This window comes from Terrimonas alba, assembly GCF_042434975.1.
GTDB classification, from domain to species: Bacteria; Bacteroidota; Bacteroidia; order Chitinophagales; family Chitinophagaceae; genus Terrimonas_B; species Terrimonas_B alba.
This window is the reverse complement of the sequence record NZ_JBHMQM010000006.1, coordinates 404,226-425,177: the sequence shown is the minus strand read 5'-3', so window position 1 is coordinate 425,177 and position 20,952 is coordinate 404,226. Positions and strand designations below refer to the sequence as shown.

Annotated in this window: 23 protein-coding genes; 2 read left to right on the top strand and 21 right to left on the bottom strand. The window is 41.6% G+C overall.

Annotated features, from left to right (window positions below):
* Positions 1-47: 47 nt before the first annotated feature.
* From ACFEL9_RS19105 to ACFEL9_RS19010, 20 genes are all read right to left on the bottom strand, one after another.
* Positions 48-683, bottom strand: a complete 636-nt coding sequence (locus ACFEL9_RS19105) for a class I SAM-dependent methyltransferase (protein ID WP_385893605.1) — start codon at positions 681-683, stop codon at positions 48-50.
* A gap of 196 nt (positions 684-879) precedes the next feature.
* Positions 880-1,212 (bottom strand): hypothetical protein, encoded by a 333-nt coding sequence (locus ACFEL9_RS19100; RefSeq protein ID WP_385893603.1) that lies wholly within the window; start codon positions 1,210-1,212, stop codon positions 880-882.
* A gap of 506 nt (positions 1,213-1,718) precedes the next feature.
* A complete protein-coding gene (fdhF, locus tag ACFEL9_RS19095) occupies positions 1,719-4,388 on the bottom strand; it encodes a formate dehydrogenase subunit alpha (protein ID WP_385893601.1) in 2,670 nt (889 codons plus the stop codon).
* Entirely contained in the window at positions 4,385-4,630 is a 246-nt protein-coding gene (locus tag ACFEL9_RS19090) for an acyl carrier protein (RefSeq protein WP_385893599.1), read from the bottom strand. The genes fdhF and ACFEL9_RS19090 overlap by 4 nt, the downstream gene beginning before the upstream one ends.
* A 4-nt stretch (positions 4,631-4,634) precedes the next feature.
* Complete coding sequence (locus ACFEL9_RS19085; protein ID WP_385893597.1) at positions 4,635-5,654, bottom strand: glucokinase; 1,020 nt, start codon at positions 5,652-5,654, stop codon at positions 4,635-4,637.
* 36 nt (positions 5,655-5,690) lie between these two features.
* Positions 5,691-6,839 carry a dihydrolipoamide acetyltransferase family protein gene (locus tag ACFEL9_RS19080; protein ID WP_385893595.1) on the bottom strand — a complete coding sequence of 383 codons (1,149 nt, stop codon included), beginning with the start codon at positions 6,837-6,839 and terminating at the stop codon, positions 5,691-5,693.
* On the bottom strand, positions 6,832-7,827 hold the full coding sequence (locus ACFEL9_RS19075; protein ID WP_385893593.1) for an alpha-ketoacid dehydrogenase subunit beta: 996 nt from the start codon (positions 7,825-7,827) through the stop codon (positions 6,832-6,834). The genes ACFEL9_RS19080 and ACFEL9_RS19075 overlap by 8 nt, the downstream gene beginning before the upstream one ends.
* A gap of 35 nt (positions 7,828-7,862) precedes the next feature.
* Positions 7,863-8,159, bottom strand: a complete 297-nt coding sequence (locus ACFEL9_RS19070; protein WP_385893591.1) for a 2TM domain-containing protein — start codon at positions 8,157-8,159, stop codon at positions 7,863-7,865.
* Positions 8,160-8,254: 95 nt separating this feature from the next.
* Positions 8,255-8,527, bottom strand: a complete 273-nt coding sequence (locus ACFEL9_RS19065) for a zinc ribbon domain-containing protein (protein WP_385893589.1) — start codon at positions 8,525-8,527, stop codon at positions 8,255-8,257.
* Positions 8,528-8,563: 36 nt separating this feature from the next.
* Positions 8,564-8,767, bottom strand: a complete 204-nt coding sequence (locus ACFEL9_RS19060; protein ID WP_385893587.1) for a hypothetical protein — start codon at positions 8,765-8,767, stop codon at positions 8,564-8,566.
* Positions 8,768-8,778: 11 nt separating this feature from the next.
* Complete coding sequence (locus tag ACFEL9_RS19055; RefSeq protein WP_385893586.1) at positions 8,779-9,405, bottom strand: DUF6448 family protein; 627 nt, start codon at positions 9,403-9,405, stop codon at positions 8,779-8,781.
* Positions 9,406-9,420: 15 nt separating this feature from the next.
* On the bottom strand, positions 9,421-9,711 hold the full coding sequence (locus tag ACFEL9_RS19050; RefSeq protein ID WP_385893584.1) for a zinc ribbon domain-containing protein: 291 nt from the start codon (positions 9,709-9,711) through the stop codon (positions 9,421-9,423).
* Positions 9,712-9,778: 67 nt separating this feature from the next.
* A complete protein-coding gene (locus tag ACFEL9_RS19045; protein WP_385893583.1) occupies positions 9,779-10,051 on the bottom strand; it encodes a zinc ribbon domain-containing protein in 273 nt (90 codons plus the stop codon).
* A 54-nt stretch (positions 10,052-10,105) separates the two neighbouring features.
* Positions 10,106-10,480, bottom strand: coding sequence for a VOC family protein (locus tag ACFEL9_RS19040; RefSeq protein WP_385893581.1), 375 nt, complete (start codon positions 10,478-10,480; stop codon positions 10,106-10,108).
* Between the two features lie 12 nt (positions 10,481-10,492).
* Positions 10,493-11,485, bottom strand: a complete 993-nt coding sequence (pdhA, locus tag ACFEL9_RS19035) for a pyruvate dehydrogenase (acetyl-transferring) E1 component subunit alpha (protein ID WP_385893579.1) — start codon at positions 11,483-11,485, stop codon at positions 10,493-10,495.
* Complete coding sequence (locus tag ACFEL9_RS19030) at positions 11,482-12,336, bottom strand: CPBP family intramembrane glutamic endopeptidase (protein ID WP_385893577.1); 855 nt, start codon at positions 12,334-12,336, stop codon at positions 11,482-11,484. The genes pdhA and ACFEL9_RS19030 overlap by 4 nt, the downstream gene beginning before the upstream one ends.
* Positions 12,337-12,346: 10 nt before the next feature.
* The gene (gene acsA, locus ACFEL9_RS19025) at positions 12,347-14,095 is read right to left on the bottom strand and encodes an acetate--CoA ligase (protein WP_385893575.1); all 1,749 of its coding nucleotides are present in this window, start codon (positions 14,093-14,095) and stop codon (positions 12,347-12,349) included.
* Between the two features lie 7 nt (positions 14,096-14,102).
* The gene (locus ACFEL9_RS19020) at positions 14,103-14,492 is read right to left on the bottom strand and encodes a hypothetical protein (protein ID WP_385893573.1); all 390 of its coding nucleotides are present in this window, start codon (positions 14,490-14,492) and stop codon (positions 14,103-14,105) included.
* 30 nt (positions 14,493-14,522) lie between these two features.
* Positions 14,523-14,951, bottom strand: a complete 429-nt coding sequence (locus ACFEL9_RS19015) for a hypothetical protein (RefSeq protein ID WP_385893571.1) — start codon at positions 14,949-14,951, stop codon at positions 14,523-14,525.
* 174 nt (positions 14,952-15,125) lie between these two features.
* Entirely contained in the window at positions 15,126-16,892 is a 1,767-nt protein-coding gene (locus ACFEL9_RS19010; protein ID WP_385893569.1) for an adenosylcobalamin-dependent ribonucleoside-diphosphate reductase, read from the bottom strand.
* Positions 16,893-17,000: 108 nt separating this feature from the next.
* On the opposite strand from ACFEL9_RS19010, the gene polX reads away from it, so the two are divergent.
* Together polX and ACFEL9_RS19000 are read left to right on the top strand one after the other, a co-directional pair.
* The gene (polX, locus tag ACFEL9_RS19005; RefSeq protein WP_385893567.1) at positions 17,001-18,782 is read left to right on the top strand and encodes a DNA polymerase/3'-5' exonuclease PolX; all 1,782 of its coding nucleotides are present in this window, start codon (positions 17,001-17,003) and stop codon (positions 18,780-18,782) included.
* Positions 18,783-18,824: 42 nt separating this feature from the next.
* A complete protein-coding gene (locus ACFEL9_RS19000) occupies positions 18,825-19,955 on the top strand; it encodes a baeRF3 domain-containing protein (protein WP_385893565.1) in 1,131 nt (376 codons plus the stop codon).
* A 313-nt stretch (positions 19,956-20,268) separates the two neighbouring features.
* On the opposite strand, the gene ACFEL9_RS18995 is transcribed toward ACFEL9_RS19000, so the two are convergent.
* Positions 20,269-20,904, bottom strand: coding sequence for a class I SAM-dependent methyltransferase (locus tag ACFEL9_RS18995; RefSeq protein ID WP_385893563.1), 636 nt, complete (start codon positions 20,902-20,904; stop codon positions 20,269-20,271).
* Between the last annotated feature and the right edge of the window lie 48 nt (positions 20,905-20,952).

Here is a 20,952-nt window from a genome sequence, read left to right as displayed (position 1 = left end):
TACTGAATATGCATTAGTATCAAATTAATTAAGGCTTCTGTTGTTAGCTATTTTATTGCCTTGATAACGATAAATGAGCCCTCGCCATAGCCTGATTTTGCAGGTTCGAATTCTTTAGTATCATCCAATGCATGAAAAAGTGTCTGTGCGAATTCCGGGGTTTTAAATCCTGTTTTATTTAATTGCTCAGCAATTTTTTTTGTACTATAGAAGGTAGCCTGTTTGTAAAAAATACTTTTTGGTTTGCGTTGCTCATAAAATTTTCCAATTGTGCTATCCTTGTCAACAAAACCCACAATCAATGAACCGCGGTTCTTTAAAACCCTGTGGGCTTCTTTAAACACTTTCGGTAAACTTTCAAAATAGCTGATGCAAAAAGCCATCAGTACAAAGTCAAAGCTCAGATCCTTATATGGCAGATGTTCTGCTTCTGCCGACATTACATCTATTCCCCGTTTTAGGGCCAGTGCCCGCATATTGAACGCAGGCTCTATTCCTTCTTTTATTCCCAACTCTTTGGAGAAACGGCCGGTACCCAAAGCGATTTCAATACCACGGATATTATTACCGGCCGGCAAAAAATTACGTATAGCTTCCACTTCACTTTGAAATACAAAAGGATATTTTTCAAACCATTCTTCGTACTCGGCTACATGGTCATTGAAAGGGAGTGTCCTGATCATATATAAGGCTTTAGAGTAAAATACATTTTAAAGTTATTCCCTGGTTTTACTACTATCAATGATAGCAATTACCAGCTGTCATGATAAGCATCAATTATTTCTTCGAGAAGAATACTATGAGACCTGGCATGGCCAGTTTTGACAATTATTATATATCCGCTACAGATTGTTATTGCTAATGAAAATTGCGGTCTACCTAATTATAATTCTTTAACGACAGAAACAAATAGGGATCGAGTGAATGAAAGTGATCTATGGCAGAGGGCGCCCGGGACAATTCAACACACAGGAATGCATCGGCAACATGCATTTTCCAAAGAAATAATTTATTTCCATTATTGCTGCGTGCAGGCGTATTGTTTATAAATTCATCAAGTAAGCCATTCCAGCAAGCTTCTTCCAGCCTTTCTATTGGGCTGAGCCCTTTTCCGGCGTTATCTTCAACTGAATTATTTTCGCATAAATCTCTTTGTGCAAATGATGAGTCGGTTAAGAGAAGGATCTCCTGTTTTGGTGTATGCTGTTTCATGATGCTGATCTTTTAGATGTTTTGAATTTGATGACACCGTAGCTTTAAAGGTCAACATAAAAATAGCCTGCGAGGTAAAACTAAAAAAAGGACGCAGGCCAATAAAGTAACTGATTGTCGTCAGTTTTTATAGTTGTTTTTATCAACAAAAGACAAATAGGTTTTTTTTAACCAGGCCTCATACTCCTTAATATGATCATAAACAAAATATTTCCCGGCACAAAATCTCTTTCAGCTAATCAGCGTCATCGCCGGGACTGATATTAATCAGATTTATCGCCGACATTTTACCTAAAATCCGAATGACAAAATCACTATTCATATCAACGAATCGACAACAACTTTTTTCATATACATTTAACTAAAGACACACAATATCAGAAAAATGAAAATAGTTATGCCCGAAAGGGAAATTTATGACGGTCATCAATACCCTGGGAGAATTTCGTTATTAAAGCAGGCGCTGATATGGCAGATTCTGTTTTGGCGTCAACCAAGTAATGATCTTAAGTATTGATCTTTTCGATTCTCACTGCCGTAACCTTATATTCCGGCGTTTGCGTATAACTATCCCTCAGCGGGTTGGTTATTTTGTTTATGAAAATATCTTTGTTATTAAATGTGCTGAAAGCTTCACCTTTTTTTATTGCGGGATCTATAACTACCGGCAATGAGGTTTCTCCATACCGGCTGCTGATCCTGGCTATATCTCCGGATTGCAAGCCGATAGCCATTGCGTCATCGGGATTCAGGTGAAGCAGGTCTGAATGACAAATATCTTTATTGGCTGTCCTGTATGTCATATTACCTGCATTAAAATGATAAAGCTCCCGGCCGGTTACCAGTATAAAAGGAAACGCTGCCGACGTTTTTTCAGCAGTGGGTTTGAAATCTACGGAAATCAGCTTTGCCTTGCCGCCTTCAAGCGGAAAGCCTGATGTATGCAGGATGGATGTGCCCGGATGATCAGGTGACGGGCATGGCCATTGTATGCCCCCGGTTTCCAGGCGGTCATACGTAATTCCATATACTGTGGTCCATGCTTTTCTTATTTCATTCCAGATATCTTCTGCAGTTGAGTAACTGAACAAATCTTTACGACCCATGGCAGCAGCCATGAGGCAAACGATCTCCCAATCTGTTTTGGCATTTGATGGCGGCGCAGTTGTCTTGCTTATTTTTTGTATTCTTCTCTCTGCATTCATAAAAGTTCCTTCTTTCTCAAATGAAGAAGCAGCCGGTAAAAAAACATCGGCAAAATTTTTTGCCGTTTCATTCATAAACATATCCTGCACGATAAGAAAATCCAGTTTATTAAATGCATTCTTACTATGTTTTGCATCGGGCATGGTAAAGAATACATCATAACCGATGATCCACATGGCTTTTAAGTTGTCGCCGGCTGCAGCATCCAGCATTTCGGGTAAGTTTAAACCTTTACCAGCCGGCAGATTTGTTTTCCATAACGTTTCAAATCGCTGCCGCTCCTTTCTTACGGATGCCATACCGGTATATACGGAAGGATCGCATCCCATTGCCGCCGCTCCCTGTACATTATTCTGGCCACGCAATGGATTAATCCCGGAACCGGGAACTCCCATATTACCCGTAAGAAGTGCAAGGGTTACCAGTGCAATAACATTTTCAGTGCCCTGTGTATGTTCTGTTAAACCAAGTCCATGAAAACACATAGAAGGAGATTGCGCAGCATACAATCTTGCTGCTTCACGTATAAGGCGTGGATGCACCTGGCAAATCTTTGCTGATCTTTCAGGCGTCCATTCGCTAATCCTTTTTTTGAATAATTCCCAGCCTTCCGTTCTGTTATTGATAAATGCGGTATCATACAATTTTTCGTCTATGATAACATTTGCCATGGCATTCAGTAATGGAATATTGGTGCCGGCTTTTAGCTGAAGGTGATAACTGGCATAATCCGCCAGTTCAGTTTTTCGAGGATCAATGAGGATCAGGTTTGTTCCTTTTAAAAGCATTTGTTTTATCCTGGCGCCGATTACGGGATGACTCTCTGTTGTATTTGCGCCTGCGATTAAAATAGTTTTTGCTTTTTCTATATCATCAAATGAATTGGTAGCGGCGCCGGTTCCCAGCGTCATGCTCATGGCTTTGGCGGTAGGCTGGTGACAAACCCGTGCACAGTTGTCAACATTGTTGGTACCGATAACAGTTCTTGCAAATTTTTGCGCCAGGTAATTGTCTTCGTTGGTAGCTCTTGCCGACCCGATAATTCCTATGCTATCCGGGCCGTGCTGCTGTATAAGCGATCTTAGTTTTTGTGCACAATATGTAATTGCTTCTTCCCAGGAAACTGTTTGCCATTGGCCGGCATTTTTTATCATGGGTTCGGTTATCCTGTCATCTGCATAATTGTATTCCCATGCATAGCGGCCCTTCACGCAGAGATGGCCTTTGTTAACCGGTGCATCTTTGACGGGGTTGATGCCAATGATTCTTTCATTTTTTATTCCCACTTCAATTTCGCAGCCGACACCGCAATAAGCACATACTGATTTAACTATTTTATCCGGCATTCCATATTTGATAACATTTTTGTCTTCAATGGCGCCGGTAGGGCATGTATCGGCACAGGCTCCGCAACTGACACAGGAACTATGGTTAAACAGATCTTTTGAGTCAGAAATAATTTTTGTTTCATCGCCACGGTTGATGATATGCCATACAAACTGCCCCTGCAGTTTATCACAGATGTGTACGCAGCGGAAACAATTAATGCAGCGAGACATATCAATCTGCAGGTAGGGATGAGAGGCATCAATGGCAGAAACATGACTTCCCATCTCATTTGTTATACCATAATGCTGGAGCCATTGGTGAAATTCTCTTTTTGGTTGACTGAATACTTCAGGCAGGGGATAATCTTTCGCCAGCATTTGCAATATTCCTTTGCGGTAATTTTCAATTTCCGGGCTATGCGTTTCTATTTCCATGTTGACGTCAAGCAAAGTGCGGCAGGAGGGCTGCAGGCGGTTGCTGCCTTTTATTTTGACAAGACATAAACGGCAAACGGATGAAGGATGCAGGCGTTCATCATAGCAGAGAGCAGGTACTTCGGTACCGGTGTTTCTCAATATATCCAGTATCGTTTGTCCTTCTTCAAAAGAGTGAACCTGGCCGTTTATGGTGACCTGTTTCATTTCTTTATCTGCATTATATATGAAACCAGGTTTTCCAGCGTGGCAATCTTTCCATAATCCGCTTCCGGTGTTTCAATGCCGAACTGTTCGTCCAGTGCGACAACAAATTGCAATGCGTCAAAAGAGTCTATTTCAAGTGTACGCCTTATATCATCATCCGGCTTTAATTTTTCCGGTTCCGTGTCAGGAGCTATTTTTTTTAATAGCTGGAGTATTGTTTGTTTAATTTCAGCTTCGGTCATTGTATTAATTGTTGCAGGCATAGTAAGCGACTCCCAGCAAAGGGGCTTTTGTATTCAATATAATTTTTACGGGGACTTTTTCCAGCAGGTAGTTCAACCGGCCGCTTTGCTGAAATGAAGAATAGAAAACATAATTTTCCAGCAAGGGAACAATTTGCGGAACGATACCGCCGGCTATAAACAATCCTCCCGTCGCTTTGTATTTCAAAACAAGGTTAGCGGATTCGGAGGCCAGGTAGCGGACAAACAGCTGCAACGTTTCGTTGCAAATCGCACTTTCATTAACATACCGGCTAATGGTAGCGGCTGCATCGCCGGTATTGATTTTCTCCTTCAGCCATTCCGGTTCTTCCCGTTTCTCTATGTCACGCAGAAAGTGGTAAATATTCAAAATACCCGGGCCACAAACCAATCGTTCCCAACTCACATGTCCAAATTTTTCCTGCAGGTAACTGTATAGCTCAAAGTCGAATTGGGTACGGGCCGCAAAATCACAATGTCCGCCTTCTGTAGCAAATGGATGGTAAACCTTTCCATCCCAGTAAAGCCCCGCTTCGCCCAAACCTGTTCCGGGTGCTATGATCGCAACATTGCCGGCGGCATTTTCGTCGCCTTTGTGTATTACCGTTACATCCTTTTCTGTAAGCATCGCCAGGCCATAGGCAGTGGCTTCAAGATCGTTGATAACGTGTACTGCCGGTATTCCAAAATGACCCGCTATTTCAGCGCTATCTATTTCCCAGTTTATGTTGGAAAATTTTGCATGGCCATTTAACACGGGGCCTGCAACACCAAAACAAATTATGTCCGGCGCCGGAAATCCTTTTATAAAGTCGTCAGTCAATTCGATAATATTTTTATAATCAGGGGAATCATATTTTGCCTCGTGTAAAACGGATGCAGTATTATTTTTCCATTTGAAAATTGACAGGTTTGTTTTGGTTGCACCTGCATCACCGGCCAGCACAATCCATTCCCTGCGTTTCGCACTTCTTTCTTTTCCCGGTTTAAATGGTAATAGCATAGTTTCTGTTATAGATTCATGAAATGATTTTATCAATCAAAGCAATTCCGGTTTTTGCAGGTAATTTTTTATCAGTACTAAAAAACGACTGCCTGTCGCTCCGTCTGTTGCCCGGTGATCAGCCGATAAAGTAATGTTCAGCACCGGCCTTACATCAAGCATACCACTTTCTGCCCACGGTTGTTCGGTGATGCTGCCAAAACCTACCAGGGCCACCTGTGGCGGATAAATTACTCCATAGACTATTTCCACGTTGCCTTCACCTAAATTGGTAACTGTAATTGTAGATTCGCTTAATTCAGAACTTCTCAACTTCATGGCTCTTGCTCTTGGAATAATGTCATTCAATGCAGCCATTAGCTCGTCAATTGATTTTTTATCGGCATTATGAATGGCCGGTATCATAACGCCGCCGGAACGCAATGAAACAACAAATCCAATATTAATGTCCGCTTTTCGTTGCAAACTATTTTCCCAATAGCCGTTCAAATCGGGTACATCCGTTAATGCTTTGGCAACAGCTTTAATCAATAACACTACAGGCAGCAATCGTTGTTTTGCTGTTCGTTGTTTATTTGCCTCAGTAAGCCAGGCCAATGCCTTACTCATATCCACTTTTGTTTCAAGGTAGTAGTGCGGTATTTCGCGGGTTGACTTGCTCATGGCTGCCGCCACGGCCATGCGGATACTTTCTGAAGCAGCAATTTTCTTTTCTTCTTTAGGCGCCATTTTTTCTACGATGGCTTTCTCCACATCTTCTTTGGTAATGGCGTCATCTTCACCCGTCCCTTTTAATGTAGTTAAATCAATTCCTTTTTCAGCCGCTATTCTTTTTGCTAATGGCGATGCTTTTATTCCATGCGGAATTTCAGCAACTGATATTTTTTCAACTATTTTTTCTTCTCCTGTAATCTTTACAGGAACTTCTTCTTTTTTTTTCGTTATTTCTTTACCATCTTCAATCAATGCCATAACAGTTCCCACAGGAACTTTTTCATTTTCTTCGATCAGCAACTCGCTGATGGTCCCTTCATCGAAAACTTCGATATCTATTAACCCTTTCTGGGTATCTACTACAGCAATGATATCACCCCGCTTTACTTTATCACCGGGTTTTACCAGCCATTCGTTCAGTGTGCCGGCTTCCATATCCGCGCCAAGGCTGGGCATCTGAAACTTAAGCATGCTGTAACATTTTCTTTACCTTATTAATGATGTCAATAGTTTGCGGGATGGATGCATCTTCGAGATGTTTAGGGTAGGGGATAGGCACTTCCACGCCACCCAGCCGCTGCACTGGTGCATCCAGTTCATAAAAAACATTTTCCATGATCCTGGCACTTACTTCCGAAGATACATTAACAGAGCCCCATGCTTCTTCTACCAGCAATGCCCGGTGTGTTTTCTTTACTGAATTAAATATGGTGTTCTCATCCAGCGGACGCAATACTCTCAGATCAACTACTTCCGCATCTATGCCCAAGGTAGCTAATGTTGCAGCGGCATCCAATGCCTTATATACTCCTGCTCCGTAAGTAATAATGGAAATATCTTTTCCTTCACGTCTGACCCTGGCTTGTGTGATATTAACCGCCCCCGTTTGAGATGGAATTTCAACTTCTTTGTTTAACAGGAAAGTATATTCAAAGATGATGACCGGGTCCGGGTCCTGCAATGCAGTCAGCAACATACCCCTTGCATCTTCATGGGTACCTGCCGATAAAACTTTCAATCCGGGAATATGTGCATACAAGGGCTCCCAACTATGCGAATGCTGTGCGGCCAGTTGCCTTCCGATGCCACAACTCATTCTTATAACAATTGGCACATTCAATTGCCCGCCCGACATGTGCAATAAAGTGGCTGCATTGTTTACCACCTGGTCCATGGCCAGCAAACTAAAGTTTACCGTCATTAGTTCCACAATGGGCCGCATACCATTAAGTGCAGCGCCAATGCCTGCACCAACAAATCCTGATTCCGACAAGGGCACATCCATGATACGATCGGGACCAAATTCCTGCAGCAAACCTTTGCTTACCGCAAATGCGCCTCCATAACGGCCCACGTCCTCACCCATCAGAAAAACTCTTTCATCTTTCTGCAATGCTTCGCGGATAGCTTGCTTCAAAGCTTCGCGGTAACTGAGTTTTATGACGCCACTACTATTCATTCAACCATTCTTTCTTTAGTCAATCTCCTGCTTGCTCAATGTTTCTCTTTGATCAACTTTTCGTATTCTTTCTGTATTGCTTCCTTCTCATCATATTTAATGATATAGGTAAATACAAAATGCATGGCCAGGCCAATGCCCCAGCCCATTAAGGGCCATACCGGCCATGGAGTTTGACCTGTTCTATCTTCTGCGGGTGTAGTAATCAGCCATATCAGCCATAGAAATGCGTTTACAGTTATATAGGTATAAAAATGCGATTTAAAACCCGCTCTTTTTTTAGCAATGGACCACAATTGCTGATCTCTTTTGCCTGTTGAATTTTCGTCCATGATTTTTAGTTTAATTATTAAATATGTTGAATAACTTCATTCAATCTCCGGGTACGTTTAACGATTCGTCCGGTCATTGAAGAGAAGAAAGACAATCAGTCTGTATGTACACTACTGCGCCATCTTTTTAAATGTGGTAACCTGCTTATTGCGGCTTCCAGCATATCTTCAGGCAACTTTTCCTTATCCAACGCTTTGGTCATTCGTTCCTTCATTTCATCGAGTGTTATGCCGGGATGGGTGAATTCGCCATTTTGATAGCAGTATTTACAATATTCGAAGCTTGGCGAATTATCTTCCTCCGTTCCTAACAATTCGGGATTGTCGAGCGGCATGCTGCAGCTTTGACAAAAATTCCTGGTTTCCATAATTACATTTTTGTGTTGATAAGTAGCTTGATTGAATTAATTTTCCACGTACAAATGAAGAAACCCACGGATCTTTTCTTTAGTGTATAGCTCTGCACTTTTCTCTTCAAATCGCCGGATCTGCATTATCTCATACAAAAGCTTCATTCCATAAACTTTGTCTCCGGAATAAGAATCTGTATTCGGTTGTCCGCCTTGTGACAGTTCCTTAATCAGTGATGTGGATGTAGTGTATTCCATAGAGCGGTTGTCTATTTATTTTCCGGTGCAAACACTGGTTCATCAAAATGTCCCTGCAAGGGGCTAACAGACGACTGGTATACTTCTTCAGCAAAATGGATATATTCCACATAGGCTTTTACATAAGCACGTCCTGCCTGCACGTCATCAATAGAAAAATTTTTTTTCTCCATCACTTCGCTGAAATATTTAGTAAGTGCTTCATTCATTTTTTTGACAAGTATTTTTTCCAATTCCCTTGTATTGCCGGTGATGATGGCTTTATCAGCAGCAGGAATGGCCGGTCCAAGATCAAGTCCTGGGGGTTTTAGTCCGGTATATGGTGCTCCTTCACCAGCCCGGTGCAGGCGTACAAGTGTTTCAAAGAAATTTTTATCGGCAAGCTCCTTTGCATCTGATCCAAACTTGCGCACTGCCCTTGTTTTTTGAAAAGCATCTTTTATTTCGGCTTCATCTTTTTCCTGTACCCAGATAAGCGCATGGTTTATATTTCCTGTCTCCAATGCTTTTTTTGCTGCGGTAACTACCGGGCCGCTTATCGTGTCACAATGGGCGAAGGCTTTTTTATACAGCAGAATAAAACCAATAATTACTGTAATAAAAATCAGTACCGGGTAAATGACTTTCTTCTTTTTCATAACTTTTTAAAAAGTTTACTTTAATCCTTGAAATACTGACGGTGCTGTTTCAGTTTTCCATCTTTTCAGATGCGGCAGCCTATTTATAGCAGCTTCCAACATATCTTCCGGGAGAGTTTCTTTATCCATTATCCTGGTCATCCGATCTTTCATTTCATCGAGTGTTAAACCGGGATGGGTAAATTCACCGTTTTGATAGCAGTATTTACAATCTTCTGTGCTTGGCGAACCGTCCTTTTCTGGTCCCAATAATTCCGGATTGTCCAACGGCATACTACAACTCTGACGACCATTCCTGGTTTCCATAATTACATTTTTATGAGGATAGAGCTCCGGCGCTGCTTTGGCAAATAAATTTCTTTGCTGGCGTTCATCATGACGTAGTCGTTTTAGTTCTCCATCTTTTCAGATGCGGTAAACTGCTGACCGCCATGTCAATTATTTTCGGGTCTATATTTCTTTTTTCCATCTGGGTGATCACTACAGATGTCATTTCTTTAAGCGACATTTCCGGAGTGACAAATGCCCCGTCCTGGTAGCAATACTTACAATATTCATGACTCTTTGAGCCGTCTTTTTCTGTACCGAACAATTCGGGATTGTCGAGCGGCATGCTGCAGCTTTGACAAAAATTCATGTTTTCCATAATTACTTTTTTATGATGTTATATAGGTTAATTTATTCTATCTGAGATTTCAACTTATTTTGCCTCCTTAGCCTCCTGGAACAGACCGAACAGGTTGTTTTCCGTATCGGTGCATACAGCAATGTATCCATAGCCAGCAATAGGTTGCTTTGATTGAATTAATTTCCCGCCAAGCTGATTAAGTTTAGCCAAGGTTTCATCAATGGAAGAAACCCCGATAAAATTGGTAATGCCTGTTTGTTGCGGGTTCTCTCTTTTGGTAAGCCCACCGCCAACACCCTGCCTGCCGTTTAAATCTGCTGTTTCAATTTCATAATAGCCAGGAAACCCAGGGATCGTACCAATTTTCCAGCCAAACAATTCCTCATAAAATTTTTTTGCCCTTTCCGGATTATCGGCGCCGATATCAAAGTGTACAATTGTTGCCATGAATTATCTCTTTTATTTTGATTCGCTGTAAACAAATTTTTCAAGGTCTTTTACCTCTTCCCAGGTTCCCGCTTCAGCAAAGTCGACTGCCCTTTGTATTTCGTCTTCCACTTTAGTATTCAGCTCATCAATTTCAGCTTGTGTGATTGCATTTTGATCCAGCAATAGTTGCTGTAGTTTTGGTATTGGGTCCTTTTTCTTCCATTCTTCCACTTCGCTTTTATCCCGGTAGAGTTCTGCATCAAACATGCTATGTGCCCGGAAACGATACGTGTTGCACACTAAGAAATATGGTTTCCCTGTTGCCCGTATTTTATCAACGGCATCTTTCGCTGCCTGTTCAACGGTTAAAACATCCATACCATCCACCACCTTCGTTTCTATTCCATAAGCCGGCCCTTTCTTTTCTATTTCTACAACAGAATGGGAATAACGAATGGCAGTACCCATCGCATACAAATTATTTTCACAGACAAACAATACCGGTACGTTCCATAATGCAGCCAGGTTCATCGCTTCATGAAATTCACCTTCTGCGGCAGCACCTTCGCCAAAAAAGCAACAGGCGAGATTATTTTTCTTTTGCTTTTTGGAAGCCAGGGCCATGCCAACCGACACAGCTAAATGCCCGGCAACAATGGCGTTGCCGCCATAAAATTTTTTCTTTGCATTAAACAAATGCATAGAACCACCGCGGCCGCGACTGCAGCCTTCCAGTTTACCATACATTTCAGCCATGATAGTTCCTGCATCAATGCCTCTTGCCAATGCATGTCCATGTTCACGGTAAGTGCTGAGCACATTGTCCTCTGCACTTAACGCCTGTATTACCCCTACCGCCACTGCTTCTTCACCAACATACAAATGAAGAAATCCACGGATCTTTTCTTTGGTGTATAACTCAGCACTTTTCTCCTCGAATCGCCGGATCAGTTTCATTTGATAGAATAATTGCGTATTCTTATCCGTATCCACAAAAGATTTTATTTCAGGTTGACTGGTCATGTTATGCTGATTTGTGTTTTTCCAAATGCGATTGATGTTTTCGGGAAGGGCGATAGATTTTTCGTCCCATACTTAATCACTACAAATACAGCAAGCACCATAATGAGAGTGCTCATAGTAGAAGCCACTATTGCTTCTGTACCCACCATGGACACGAAGTTGAATGTGAAATGCCAGAGACTTACAGCCAGCAGGCTCCCCCTTGTGTAATTAAAAAGAAAAGTCATCCAGATAGCGCCTGCAAATAATCCCAATATAAAGCCAGCCAGCATGGCCCCGGATAATTGATAGCGGTAAAAAAAAGTAGGAATATGCCAGCCCAGCCAAAAAAGGGTAAGAATAAAAGTAGCAAACAACGCTGTATGTTTTGACTGAAGTTCAGGCAATGCAAATCCTCTCCAGCCAGCTTCTTCGCCAAAACCATAACTTAATAACGGAAAAAACCACATCAGGAAATAAGCTGTATTCAACAATTCATTTTTTTGAAAAAATGCAGGCAGGCTTAACCATTCACCACTGATCAACTTCTCAGCCAGTATGGCGATACCAAAAATTATAAACGGCGATAAGGTTAGTAACCAACCGATGTAAGTCAATTTTTTTATTGAATAAGATCTGAAAAAGTTCCGGAGCCCGGTTCGCCCGTAAAATATAAAGAGGGTGACAATTGCACTCAGTAAGGGTCCGAATCCGCCAATGGCATGCCATACATCCAGTGTTCGGGCATGCTCTGCATCGTGAGGGAAAAGAAAAATGTACCCATGTTTGTTTAGTGCCAGCGGCACAAAAACAATCCATGAAAAAAAATAGGCCATGGCAAAGTAAATTATCAATTTTTTATGCCGTTGCATGTTTCAATTTTTATGGATTTTCCAACGTTGAAATATCACCCTCCGGCAATCCCAACTCCCTTGCCTTTAATAACCGTCTTAATATTTTGCCACTTTTTGTTTTGGGAAGGCCTTCCACGAAAGCAATTTCTTTTGGTGCCACAGCCGCCCCCAATTTTCTTCTTGCATGACCGGTAATATCCAATTGTAGTTTTTCATTGGGCACAAGTCCTGTTTTCAGCACCACAAATGCTTTTACCAATTCACCGATCATAGGGTCAGGTTTGCCGATCACCGCGGCTTCCGCTACTGCGGCATGTTCCATCAATACACTTTCCACTTCAAAGGGTCCCACCATATGGCCGGAGGTTTTGATAATATCATCCGCTCTTCCAACAAACCAATAATAGCCTTCTTCATCTTTTTTTGCCAGGTCACCGGTGACATACCAATCACCGCGAAAGCATTTTTTATATCGCTCTTCATCATGGAGGTAACCACGGAACATAGAAGGCCATCCTTTTTTCAATACCAGGTGGCCTTGTTTGCCGGGCTCAGTTATTATTTTTAATTCTGTATCCGTGACGGCTGCTATTGCTGCTTCCACGCCAGGCAACGGTTTACCCATACTGCCGGGCTTTACTTTCATCATCGTATAATTAGCGATCATAATGCCGCCCGTTTCTGTCTGCCACCAGTTATCCAGTATGGGCATGCCAAACATTTTCTCTCCCCATATTACCGCCTCTGCATGTAATGGCTCGCCTACACTACAGATCAACCGAAGGTGTTCAAGGTTATATTTTTCTTTTGGTAACATATTCATCCGCATTAACCTGCGGATAGCGGTTGGAGCCGTGTACCACACATTAACTTTTTGTTCTTCCAAAATAGAATACCACCGGGCTGCATCAAACTCTTCTTCATCTACAATATTGGTAACACCATTAACAAGTGGAGCAATGATGCCATAGGACGTTCCTGTAACCCAACCCGGATCAGCTGTACACCAGAAAATATCTCCTTCATGAAAATCCAACACATATTTACCGGTGATATAATGCATCAGCACGGCGCCATGTACATGCAATGCGCCTTTAGGCATACCTGTCGTACCACTGGTGAAATGCAGCAAGGCCGGGTCGCCGGGATCAGTCGGAGGAATGAAAAACTCATCATAGGCTTCCTCCATTAAACGGGGGAGCGACAGAACTTTATCAGAAATATGTAATTCCTCATCAGCCAATAAAACGAATTGGAGAGATGGCAACCGATCCATCAGTTGACTTATTTTTTTTTCAAATAAGGCTTTTGTTGTAACCAGCACTTTTGCATCGCCCCTGCTCAATCGCTGGTACACTGGTTCAGGCCCAAAAACGGAATAAAGCGGACAAAACACTGCAGAGATTTTTAATGTGCCTAAAGCGGCGATATACAATTCCGGGATTCGGCCAGCCAGTACAAATACAGGTTCGCCTTTTTTCACTCCTAGAGTTGTGAGCAAATTGGCAAAACGGGAACTAAGTTTATTCAGCTCATTATAAGTGAAGTTTTTTGAAGTTTTATCTTTTTGTATGCAACGAAGGGCGATGTTGTTGCTAAGCTTTCCTTTGGCATGTCGCTCTACTGCCTCATACGCAATATTCAATCCTTTTTTCCCCGGCAAACCATCCAGGCCTTTGCGGGCAGACCCCCAATTGAAAGAATTAACAATCGTGTCGTAATCTGCCAGGTTTGGAGTAACAGGTAGTAGTGGTATTGCCTGGTTGGCATTTTCCATGGTTATTCTATTTATTATAAATGCCGGCTAAAAAGCTTTGGCAATCATTTTTTACGTCGATGAATTCTTTTTCAAGATCATGCAGTATTTGCCGGAGGTCTTTTTGATAATTCTCTGTCTCTGTTTTAATCTGCGAATCATCAAGCAGGACGCTGTCCCTTTTAAGTCCGGCCTCCTGCCGTCGTAACTGTATTTGCAGCCGATGAATTTTTTTCGAGATATCATTTAATTTATCCTGCTGCCTTTCCACTTTGGCTGCCAGATTTGGTATGGAGTTTCGTTGGATCAGTTCGGCCAGCCTGCCTGTCAATCCAGCTATTTCATCCATATGAAAGGCAATCGTTCTTTTCCAATCGGTCATTTCGCTTATAAAATATTTTGCTTTTGTGACTGCCATAGTATTTATCGTTATGTAGTGTTGGATACTTTAGTATAGCTTATCTGGTTTTTCTTCATTTTGCTGAAAACCTTCTTCATAATCCTGCACAATGAATTCGTCGGATGAATTGCGGCCTATTTCATTGAGCTCTTTTAAAGTGAAATCATCTGTCCCCTTGGTTTGCTTCCAGTCATTTTTTTCCTTACGGAATATTTGTACTGAAAGCCCGAAGCGTTGCTGGAATTCTTTTTCAACCTCCGAAACTTTATATAAGGGAAGGATTTCTAGGACACCTGAGACATGCGTGGTCTTTATATCGTCGACGAGAACGTTTGGATCTATTTCGTCCATTTCATCGGACGGTTCATATTTTTTATGATGCTTACTGTAAAATACTATTTTGAGATAAGGGTAGAACCTGGAAAAGACTTCCTGAATTTCCCTGAGTGAAGTGTTGTCGTTGATTTCTATATGCATTGCCGGATTTTTTTAAATGAGCTAAAGCTATGACCCTGTTAATCTTTTAGCAATGACAGCAATTAGCCCTTGGCATGATGCTTATCAAATATGTTGGTTGCGATTCGTATAAATTTCAATTACCGGTTGCAGTAATTAGAGCACTAATTCAAAATAACACAGGTTTGATCTTACTTAAATTGCGTCGGTAAAACAGTACATACAGGCTTTTTCTCTATTCTCAATGCCTCCTTGCATCACCTGTTCACTCTTTGAGTGGCTTCGGAAAATGGTAATTCCTTTTGCTTTTTGCTTCCAGGCCGATCTGTAAATTTCTTCTATCTCTCCCGCAGAAGCTGTTTCGGGCAGGTTAATAGTTTTTGAAACGGCATTGTCGGTATATTGCTGAAAGGCCAGTTGGTGGCGCAAATGCCAGGACGGAGGAATTTCCAGTGCTGTTTTAAAAAGGTTTTTAGCTGGTGCAGGTAATTCTTTTATGCCCGCTGCTACACCCTCTTTAATAACCTGATCAAGAATTTTTTCAACATGTAGCTGATTTTTTTTGAGATAATCGATGAATAGATCATTGATGGAAAATAAGGTTTCATTATTCAGCACATGCTGACGACGAAAAGCCAATGCAAACAAAGGCTCGATGGATGAGGAAGTATCAGCAAGAATTGAAATGGTTCCTGTTGGTGCAATGCTTGTCGTGGTAGCGTTTCGCATTTTGACTCGGGGATAATAGATGCTTTGTTTCCAATTGGGAAATTCACCCCTGGTTTTTACCAGCCCGGCTGAGGCTTCTATGCTTTTTTGCTGAATAAACTTCATCACTAACCTGGCCAGGTCAATTGCTTTTTCTGATGCATAGGGTATTTCAAGCAGTATCAGCAGTTCAGCCCATCCCATTACGCCGAGGCCAATTTTCCTGTTTCCCAAAGCCATCGAACTTATTTCGGGGAACAGGTAGTTATTTATTTCAACAATATTGTCGAGAAAGCGTACAGCGGTCCTTACTGCTTTTTCCAGCTTTATCCAGTCAATGGCGTTTTTGCCATTAGTCTCACCTAAGATTTTTGTCAGGTTGATTGAGCCAAGATTGCAGGGCTCATAGGGGAGTAGTGGTACTTCCCCGCACGGATTGGTGGATTCTATTTTGCCTAATGCCGGCGTTGGATTTGCTTTATTGATTGTATCAATAAAGATCAGTCCAGGATCTCCTGTTTGCCAGGCAGATTCAACGATGGCGTTCCATAATTTTTTTGCCTGAACTGTTTTCATTGCTTCCTTCTTACACGGGTGAACAAGAGACCATTCTTTATTTGTTTCAACTGCGTTCATAAACGCATCACTGACTCCAACTGAGATATTGAAATTGGCCAGGGTGTTTTTTTCTTTTTTTAAAGCAATAAACTCTTCAATATCGGGGTGATCAATATTCAGTATTCCCATGTTTGCGCCTCTTCTTTTTCCGCCGTGCTTAACGTGTTCTGTTGCTGCATTAAAAACTTTCATAAATGAAACCGGGCCAGAGGCTGTTCCTTGCGTCAATGTGAGCGGATCATTTTTTGGGCGAAGGTGAGAAAAATTAAAGCCCGTACCTCCGCCGCTTTGTTGGATGATCGCAGCATGTCTTAACGTCAAAAAAATTTGATCCAGGCTATCTTCGACTGGCAATACAAAACAGGCGCTGAGTTGGTTCAGCTTTGTTCCGGCGTTCATCAGCGTTGGTGAATTAGGCAGAAATGCGAGGTCAGCCATTATAGTATAAAACTCTTCCTCCCATTTTTCTGCATCCTTTTGTGTGCCCCATTTCAGTTCTGCTGCTGCAACTGCTTTGGCCACTCTGCTGAATAGTTGCTCCGGCGTTTCAGTCACGCCATTGCTGCGCAACAGGTAGCGGCTTCGCAATACTTTGATCGCATTGGGTGAAAGTTGTATTGACTCCTGCCTGGTCATAATTATTGGTAAGGTAGCTATTCACTCATATCGATCCGGCTGACGGCTATCAATCATTTCTTTGACACTGCTCATTTGATGGGAGTAGGAGAGTTTGTTGCTTTGGCTATGAAGCAAGCTTTTTTAGCAGACAATAAATTCCACAACCGGGAGCTGGCAGATATCTTTCACCGGATGGCCGGATGTTATCGTTACCAGGGAGTTAACCAGCGTTTTCGAACTATTGCTTACGAAAACGCATCCCGTACTATGCGGGGATTAAAAGATGATATAAGTGCATATGCTACAGATGTTGGATCGCTCGATGCATTAAGCGGCATCGGGGAAAGTATTGCAGAAAAAATCATGGAATATTTAGAAACCGGAAAGATCAGGGCTTATGAAAAATTAAAAATGGAAGTGCCTGAAGGCTTGCTTGAATTAATGGATATAACTGGTTTTGGGCCCGCTACTGTCAAATTTTTGCACAAAAAAATCGGCATCAACAATAGAGAGGAATTAGTTGCGGCGATAGAGACAGGAAAGTTAAAAGGCGTGAGAGGCTTTGGTGAAAGGAAAATTGAAAATTTGATGCGGGGACTAAAACTTTTTAAGGAAGGCCGGGAACGAATGTTATTATCCATGGCGCTGGATAGGGGTAATGAATTACTGGCTGCCATCAAAAAAACAGAAGGGATCATAAAATCAGAACTGGCGGGAAGCCTTCGTCGCAGGAAGGAAACAATAGGCGACATCGACATTATAGCCTGTGCGCAAAGAAAAAACTGGAAAAGGATCATGAGCAGGATTTTGAAGCTTGACCAGGTAGGAAGAGTATTGGCAAGCGGGGAAACTAAGGTGAGTTTTTTATTAAAACAGGGACATTCACAGGTTGATATACGGCTTGTGAATGAAGATGAATATGGCGCAGCTTTATTATATTTCACCGGTTCAAAAGAGCATAATGTGAAGCTAAGATCCTGGGCCAAGGCCAAAGGGTGGAAGTTGAGTGAGTATGGTGTGTTTGATGCAAAAACCAATAAAAAGTTGGCCGGAGCAACTGAGGAAGAAATTTATGAATGGTTCGATATGCAATATATCCCACCGGAACTCAGAGAGGAAAAAGGAGAGATTGAACTGGCAAGGGAGTACAAACTGCCCAGGCTTGTTGAGCTAAAGGATATAAAGGGCGATATGCAAATGCATAGCACCTGGAGCGATGGAGCAGAAAAGATTGAAACAATAGCGAAACATATTTTAAAAAATTTTCCACACTACCATTACATTGTTATTACCGATCATTCACCCAGCGAGAGGGTAGCCGGCGGTTTGAAACCCGGCGAATTCAGAAAACAGTTTGCCGAGATCAATAAGATCAATCAGAAACTGGGAAGGGAGTTTATTAAAAAAGGGGTGGAGGTAGATATTCTTGCGGATGGCAGTTTGGATCTTCCCGATGATCTGCTGCAACAATTCGAGTGGGTAACAGCTTCTATTCATACAGGGTTTAATAGAGACAATACGGAGAGATTGATCAAAGCCTGTGAGCATCCATTTGTTCATTGCATCGGGCATCCAAGCGGCAGATTGATTGGCAAACGGGAAGCTTATCCGGTGGACTGGAAAAAGTTATTTAAAAAGTTAGGGGAAACCGGAACGGCAATCGAAATCAATGCGCAACCGGACCGGCTCGATCTGAAAGATGATTTGGTAAAGGAAGCTATTGAGAAAGGTGTTATGATTACCATCAGCACTGATGCGCATGCACTGGGTCAGTATGATTTTATGGAGCTGGGTGTTTCCGTCGCAAGGCGGGGATGGTGTACAAAAGAAAATATTCATAATACAAGGGCATGGGAAACTGTAGAAGCATTTAAGAAGCATAAAGGAAAGTACAAAAAAGAAAAATAGGAAGCCTGCAAACCTGATTTAAAAAAATAAAAAGAAAAAGTTATGGCAAACGAAAAACTCCCAGGTGAGGACCTGATACAATTGCGAAAGGAAAGAGGGAATATTTGTATTTCAGTCATTGTGCCCACACATCGTATTTCACCCGAAAGGAGAGTAGATAGATTGGAAATAGAACGGGCTTTGGATAAAGCCAAACAATTACTCCGCTACAAATATGCCGAACGGCAAATAGAACCATTGCTTCTCTCAATGGATGAATTATTAGCGTCCATTGATTTCATACACAACATGGAGGGAATCGGGTTATATATTTCTTCCAATAGTAAGCTTGCCGTGCAATTCCCGTTTCCCGTCAAAGAAAAAATAATGGTAGATGACAATTTTGAAATACGGGATCTTTTACACATGATTAGTTACGCAAAACCTTACTATGTTTTGATGTTAACAGAAAAGGACGAACGTCTTTTTGAAGCCCGGTGGAAAGAGCTTACCGAAGTAAAAGATAATAATTGGCCGATAGAATATAAAGACGATTATGTTTATGAAAAACCCGTTCGCAGCTCCTCTTATGCCGGTCACGCACATGTGAAAAATTTCGAAAAAGACACGTCGGAACTGGAGGCGATCAGATTTAAAAACTTCTTCCACCAGGTTGATAAATTACTGGATACATACCTGGTAGATGATATACCGCTTATATTGCTGGGGTCAGAAAAAATCCTTAGCTGGTTTAAAGAAGTTTCGCGGCATGAAAGAAATATTATAAATAGCATACCGGGCAATTATGCACATTTAAATTCAACATTGCTCGCTGAAGTAGTATGGCCGGCAATGCTGGCATACTTAGGGGACGAGCAGGAGCAATTGATAGACGAATTTGAACAGAAAATTGGAGAACACCTGGGTATGAGTGATATCCAGGAGATTTGGGAGGCAGCCGGAGAAGGACGGGCCTTGAAGTTATTAGTGGAAAAAGATTTTCGTTGCCCGGGATTTATAATTGAGAGCGATCCCCACCTGTGGCTACGGCCACCCAAAAAGCCCCATAGAATCCTGGCAGACGCAGTAGACGAGTTAATTGAAATAGTGCTGGAAAAAGGGGGACAGGTTTATTTCACGGACAATGACAGGTTAAAAGACTATGACCGGGTAATACTTATTACGAGATATTAATCATGATGAAAATCATTTGTTGAATTGATAAATGTCATATGAATAAGGCAATTGTTTAATTTATCTTCAAGCAAGTTTTGATTCGGGTTAGGTCGGTTAAGAAGGAAGACAGATATAGCTGTTTAAAAGACAGAATAAACTGACTGACTGTAAAGCAGGATAAAAACTGCCGACTTCACCGGGACTATAGCCGGATCAGATAGGTCGTTACAGAATAAACTCTTTAAAAAGTAATAAAACTGTATCGGCTGATTGCAGGGTGGGTTCCAACGGACCTGCCCTGTTTTATTATTTATATTGTCAGGAGAGAGTATTATGTATTTGCCTTGATGATAACAAACGAGCCTTTGCCATATCCGGGTAAAGGCATTTCAATAGTTTTTATTTTTTTAAGGTCATGAAAGAGCGTTTGGACGAATTGTAAATCAGTAAAGCCGGCTTTCCTTAATTCTTTTTTAATTTTATTGACCGAATAAAATCGTGCGTCTTTATAGAAAATACTTGATGATTTTTTGTCCTGGTAATGCTCGCCGATTTTGCCATCCTTATCAATAAATCCAACGATCAAACAGCCTCCTTTTTTTAAAACCCGCAATGCCTCCTTAAAAGCCCGGGATAGATTTTCGAAATAGCTGATACAGAAATTCATCAATACAAAATCAAACTGCAATGATTTATAGGGCAAATCTTCTGCTAATGCATTCACAACAAAGATTCCTTTTCTTTTCGCCAGGTCCCTCATTTTTTCTGAAGGCTCTATCCCTTCTTTTATTCCAAGAGCTTTTGAAAATCTGCCGGTGGCCGGTCCGATCTCCAGGCCGCGAAGGCTTTTTGCTTTTGGCAACAGCTTTTTTATAGCGGCGACTTCTGACTTAAAAACAAATGGGTATTTTTTAAACCAGGCTTCATATTCTTTGATATGATCGCTAAACAATTTTTTTTCAATCATAAGATATGTTTAAAGCAGTTAAAATAGCTGTCAATCAACAACAAAAAA

Bases quoted from the DNA above. Each gene is read 5' to 3' on its own strand.
- ACFEL9_RS19105 (WP_385893605.1), bottom strand. From the start codon at position 683: ATGATCAGGACACTCCCTTTCAATGACCATGTAGCCGAGTACGAAGAA.
- ACFEL9_RS19100 (WP_385893603.1), bottom strand. From the start codon at position 1,212: ATGAAACAGCATACACCAAAACAGGAGATCCTTCTCTTAACCGACTCA.
- fdhF (WP_385893601.1), bottom strand. From the start codon at position 4,388: ATGAAACAGGTCACCATAAACGGCCAGGTTCACTCTTTTGAAGAAGGA.
- ACFEL9_RS19090 (WP_385893599.1), bottom strand. From the start codon at position 4,630: ATGACCGAAGCTGAAATTAAACAAACAATACTCCAGCTATTAAAAAAA.
- ACFEL9_RS19085 (WP_385893597.1), bottom strand. From the start codon at position 5,654: ATGCTATTACCATTTAAACCGGGAAAAGAAAGAAGTGCGAAACGCAGG.
- ACFEL9_RS19080 (WP_385893595.1), bottom strand. From the start codon at position 6,839: ATGCTTAAGTTTCAGATGCCCAGCCTTGGCGCGGATATGGAAGCCGGC.
- ACFEL9_RS19075 (WP_385893593.1), bottom strand. From the start codon at position 7,827: ATGAATAGTAGTGGCGTCATAAAACTCAGTTACCGCGAAGCTTTGAAG.
- ACFEL9_RS19070 (WP_385893591.1), bottom strand. From the start codon at position 8,159: ATGGACGAAAATTCAACAGGCAAAAGAGATCAGCAATTGTGGTCCATT.
- ACFEL9_RS19065 (WP_385893589.1), bottom strand. From the start codon at position 8,527: ATGGAAACCAGGAATTTTTGTCAAAGCTGCAGCATGCCGCTCGACAAT.
- ACFEL9_RS19060 (WP_385893587.1), bottom strand. From the start codon at position 8,767: ATGGAATACACTACATCCACATCACTGATTAAGGAACTGTCACAAGGC.
- ACFEL9_RS19055 (WP_385893586.1), bottom strand. From the start codon at position 9,405: ATGAAAAAGAAGAAAGTCATTTACCCGGTACTGATTTTTATTACAGTA.
- ACFEL9_RS19050 (WP_385893584.1), bottom strand. From the start codon at position 9,711: ATGGAAACCAGGAATGGTCGTCAGAGTTGTAGTATGCCGTTGGACAAT.
- ACFEL9_RS19045 (WP_385893583.1), bottom strand. From the start codon at position 10,051: ATGGAAAACATGAATTTTTGTCAAAGCTGCAGCATGCCGCTCGACAAT.
- ACFEL9_RS19040 (WP_385893581.1), bottom strand. From the start codon at position 10,480: ATGGCAACAATTGTACACTTTGATATCGGCGCCGATAATCCGGAAAGG.
- pdhA (WP_385893579.1), bottom strand. From the start codon at position 11,485: ATGACCAGTCAACCTGAAATAAAATCTTTTGTGGATACGGATAAGAAT.
- ACFEL9_RS19030 (WP_385893577.1), bottom strand. From the start codon at position 12,336: ATGCAACGGCATAAAAAATTGATAATTTACTTTGCCATGGCCTATTTT.
- acsA (WP_385893575.1), bottom strand. From the start codon at position 14,095: ATGGAAAATGCCAACCAGGCAATACCACTACTACCTGTTACTCCAAAC.
- ACFEL9_RS19020 (WP_385893573.1), bottom strand. From the start codon at position 14,492: ATGGCAGTCACAAAAGCAAAATATTTTATAAGCGAAATGACCGATTGG.
- ACFEL9_RS19015 (WP_385893571.1), bottom strand. From the start codon at position 14,951: ATGCATATAGAAATCAACGACAACACTTCACTCAGGGAAATTCAGGAA.
- ACFEL9_RS19010 (WP_385893569.1), bottom strand. From the start codon at position 16,892: ATGACCAGGCAGGAGTCAATACAACTTTCACCCAATGCGATCAAAGTA.
- polX (WP_385893567.1), top strand. From the start codon at position 17,001: ATGAAGCAAGCTTTTTTAGCAGACAATAAATTCCACAACCGGGAGCTG.
- ACFEL9_RS19000 (WP_385893565.1), top strand. From the start codon at position 18,825: ATGGCAAACGAAAAACTCCCAGGTGAGGACCTGATACAATTGCGAAAG.
- ACFEL9_RS18995 (WP_385893563.1), bottom strand. From the start codon at position 20,904: ATGATTGAAAAAAAATTGTTTAGCGATCATATCAAAGAATATGAAGCC.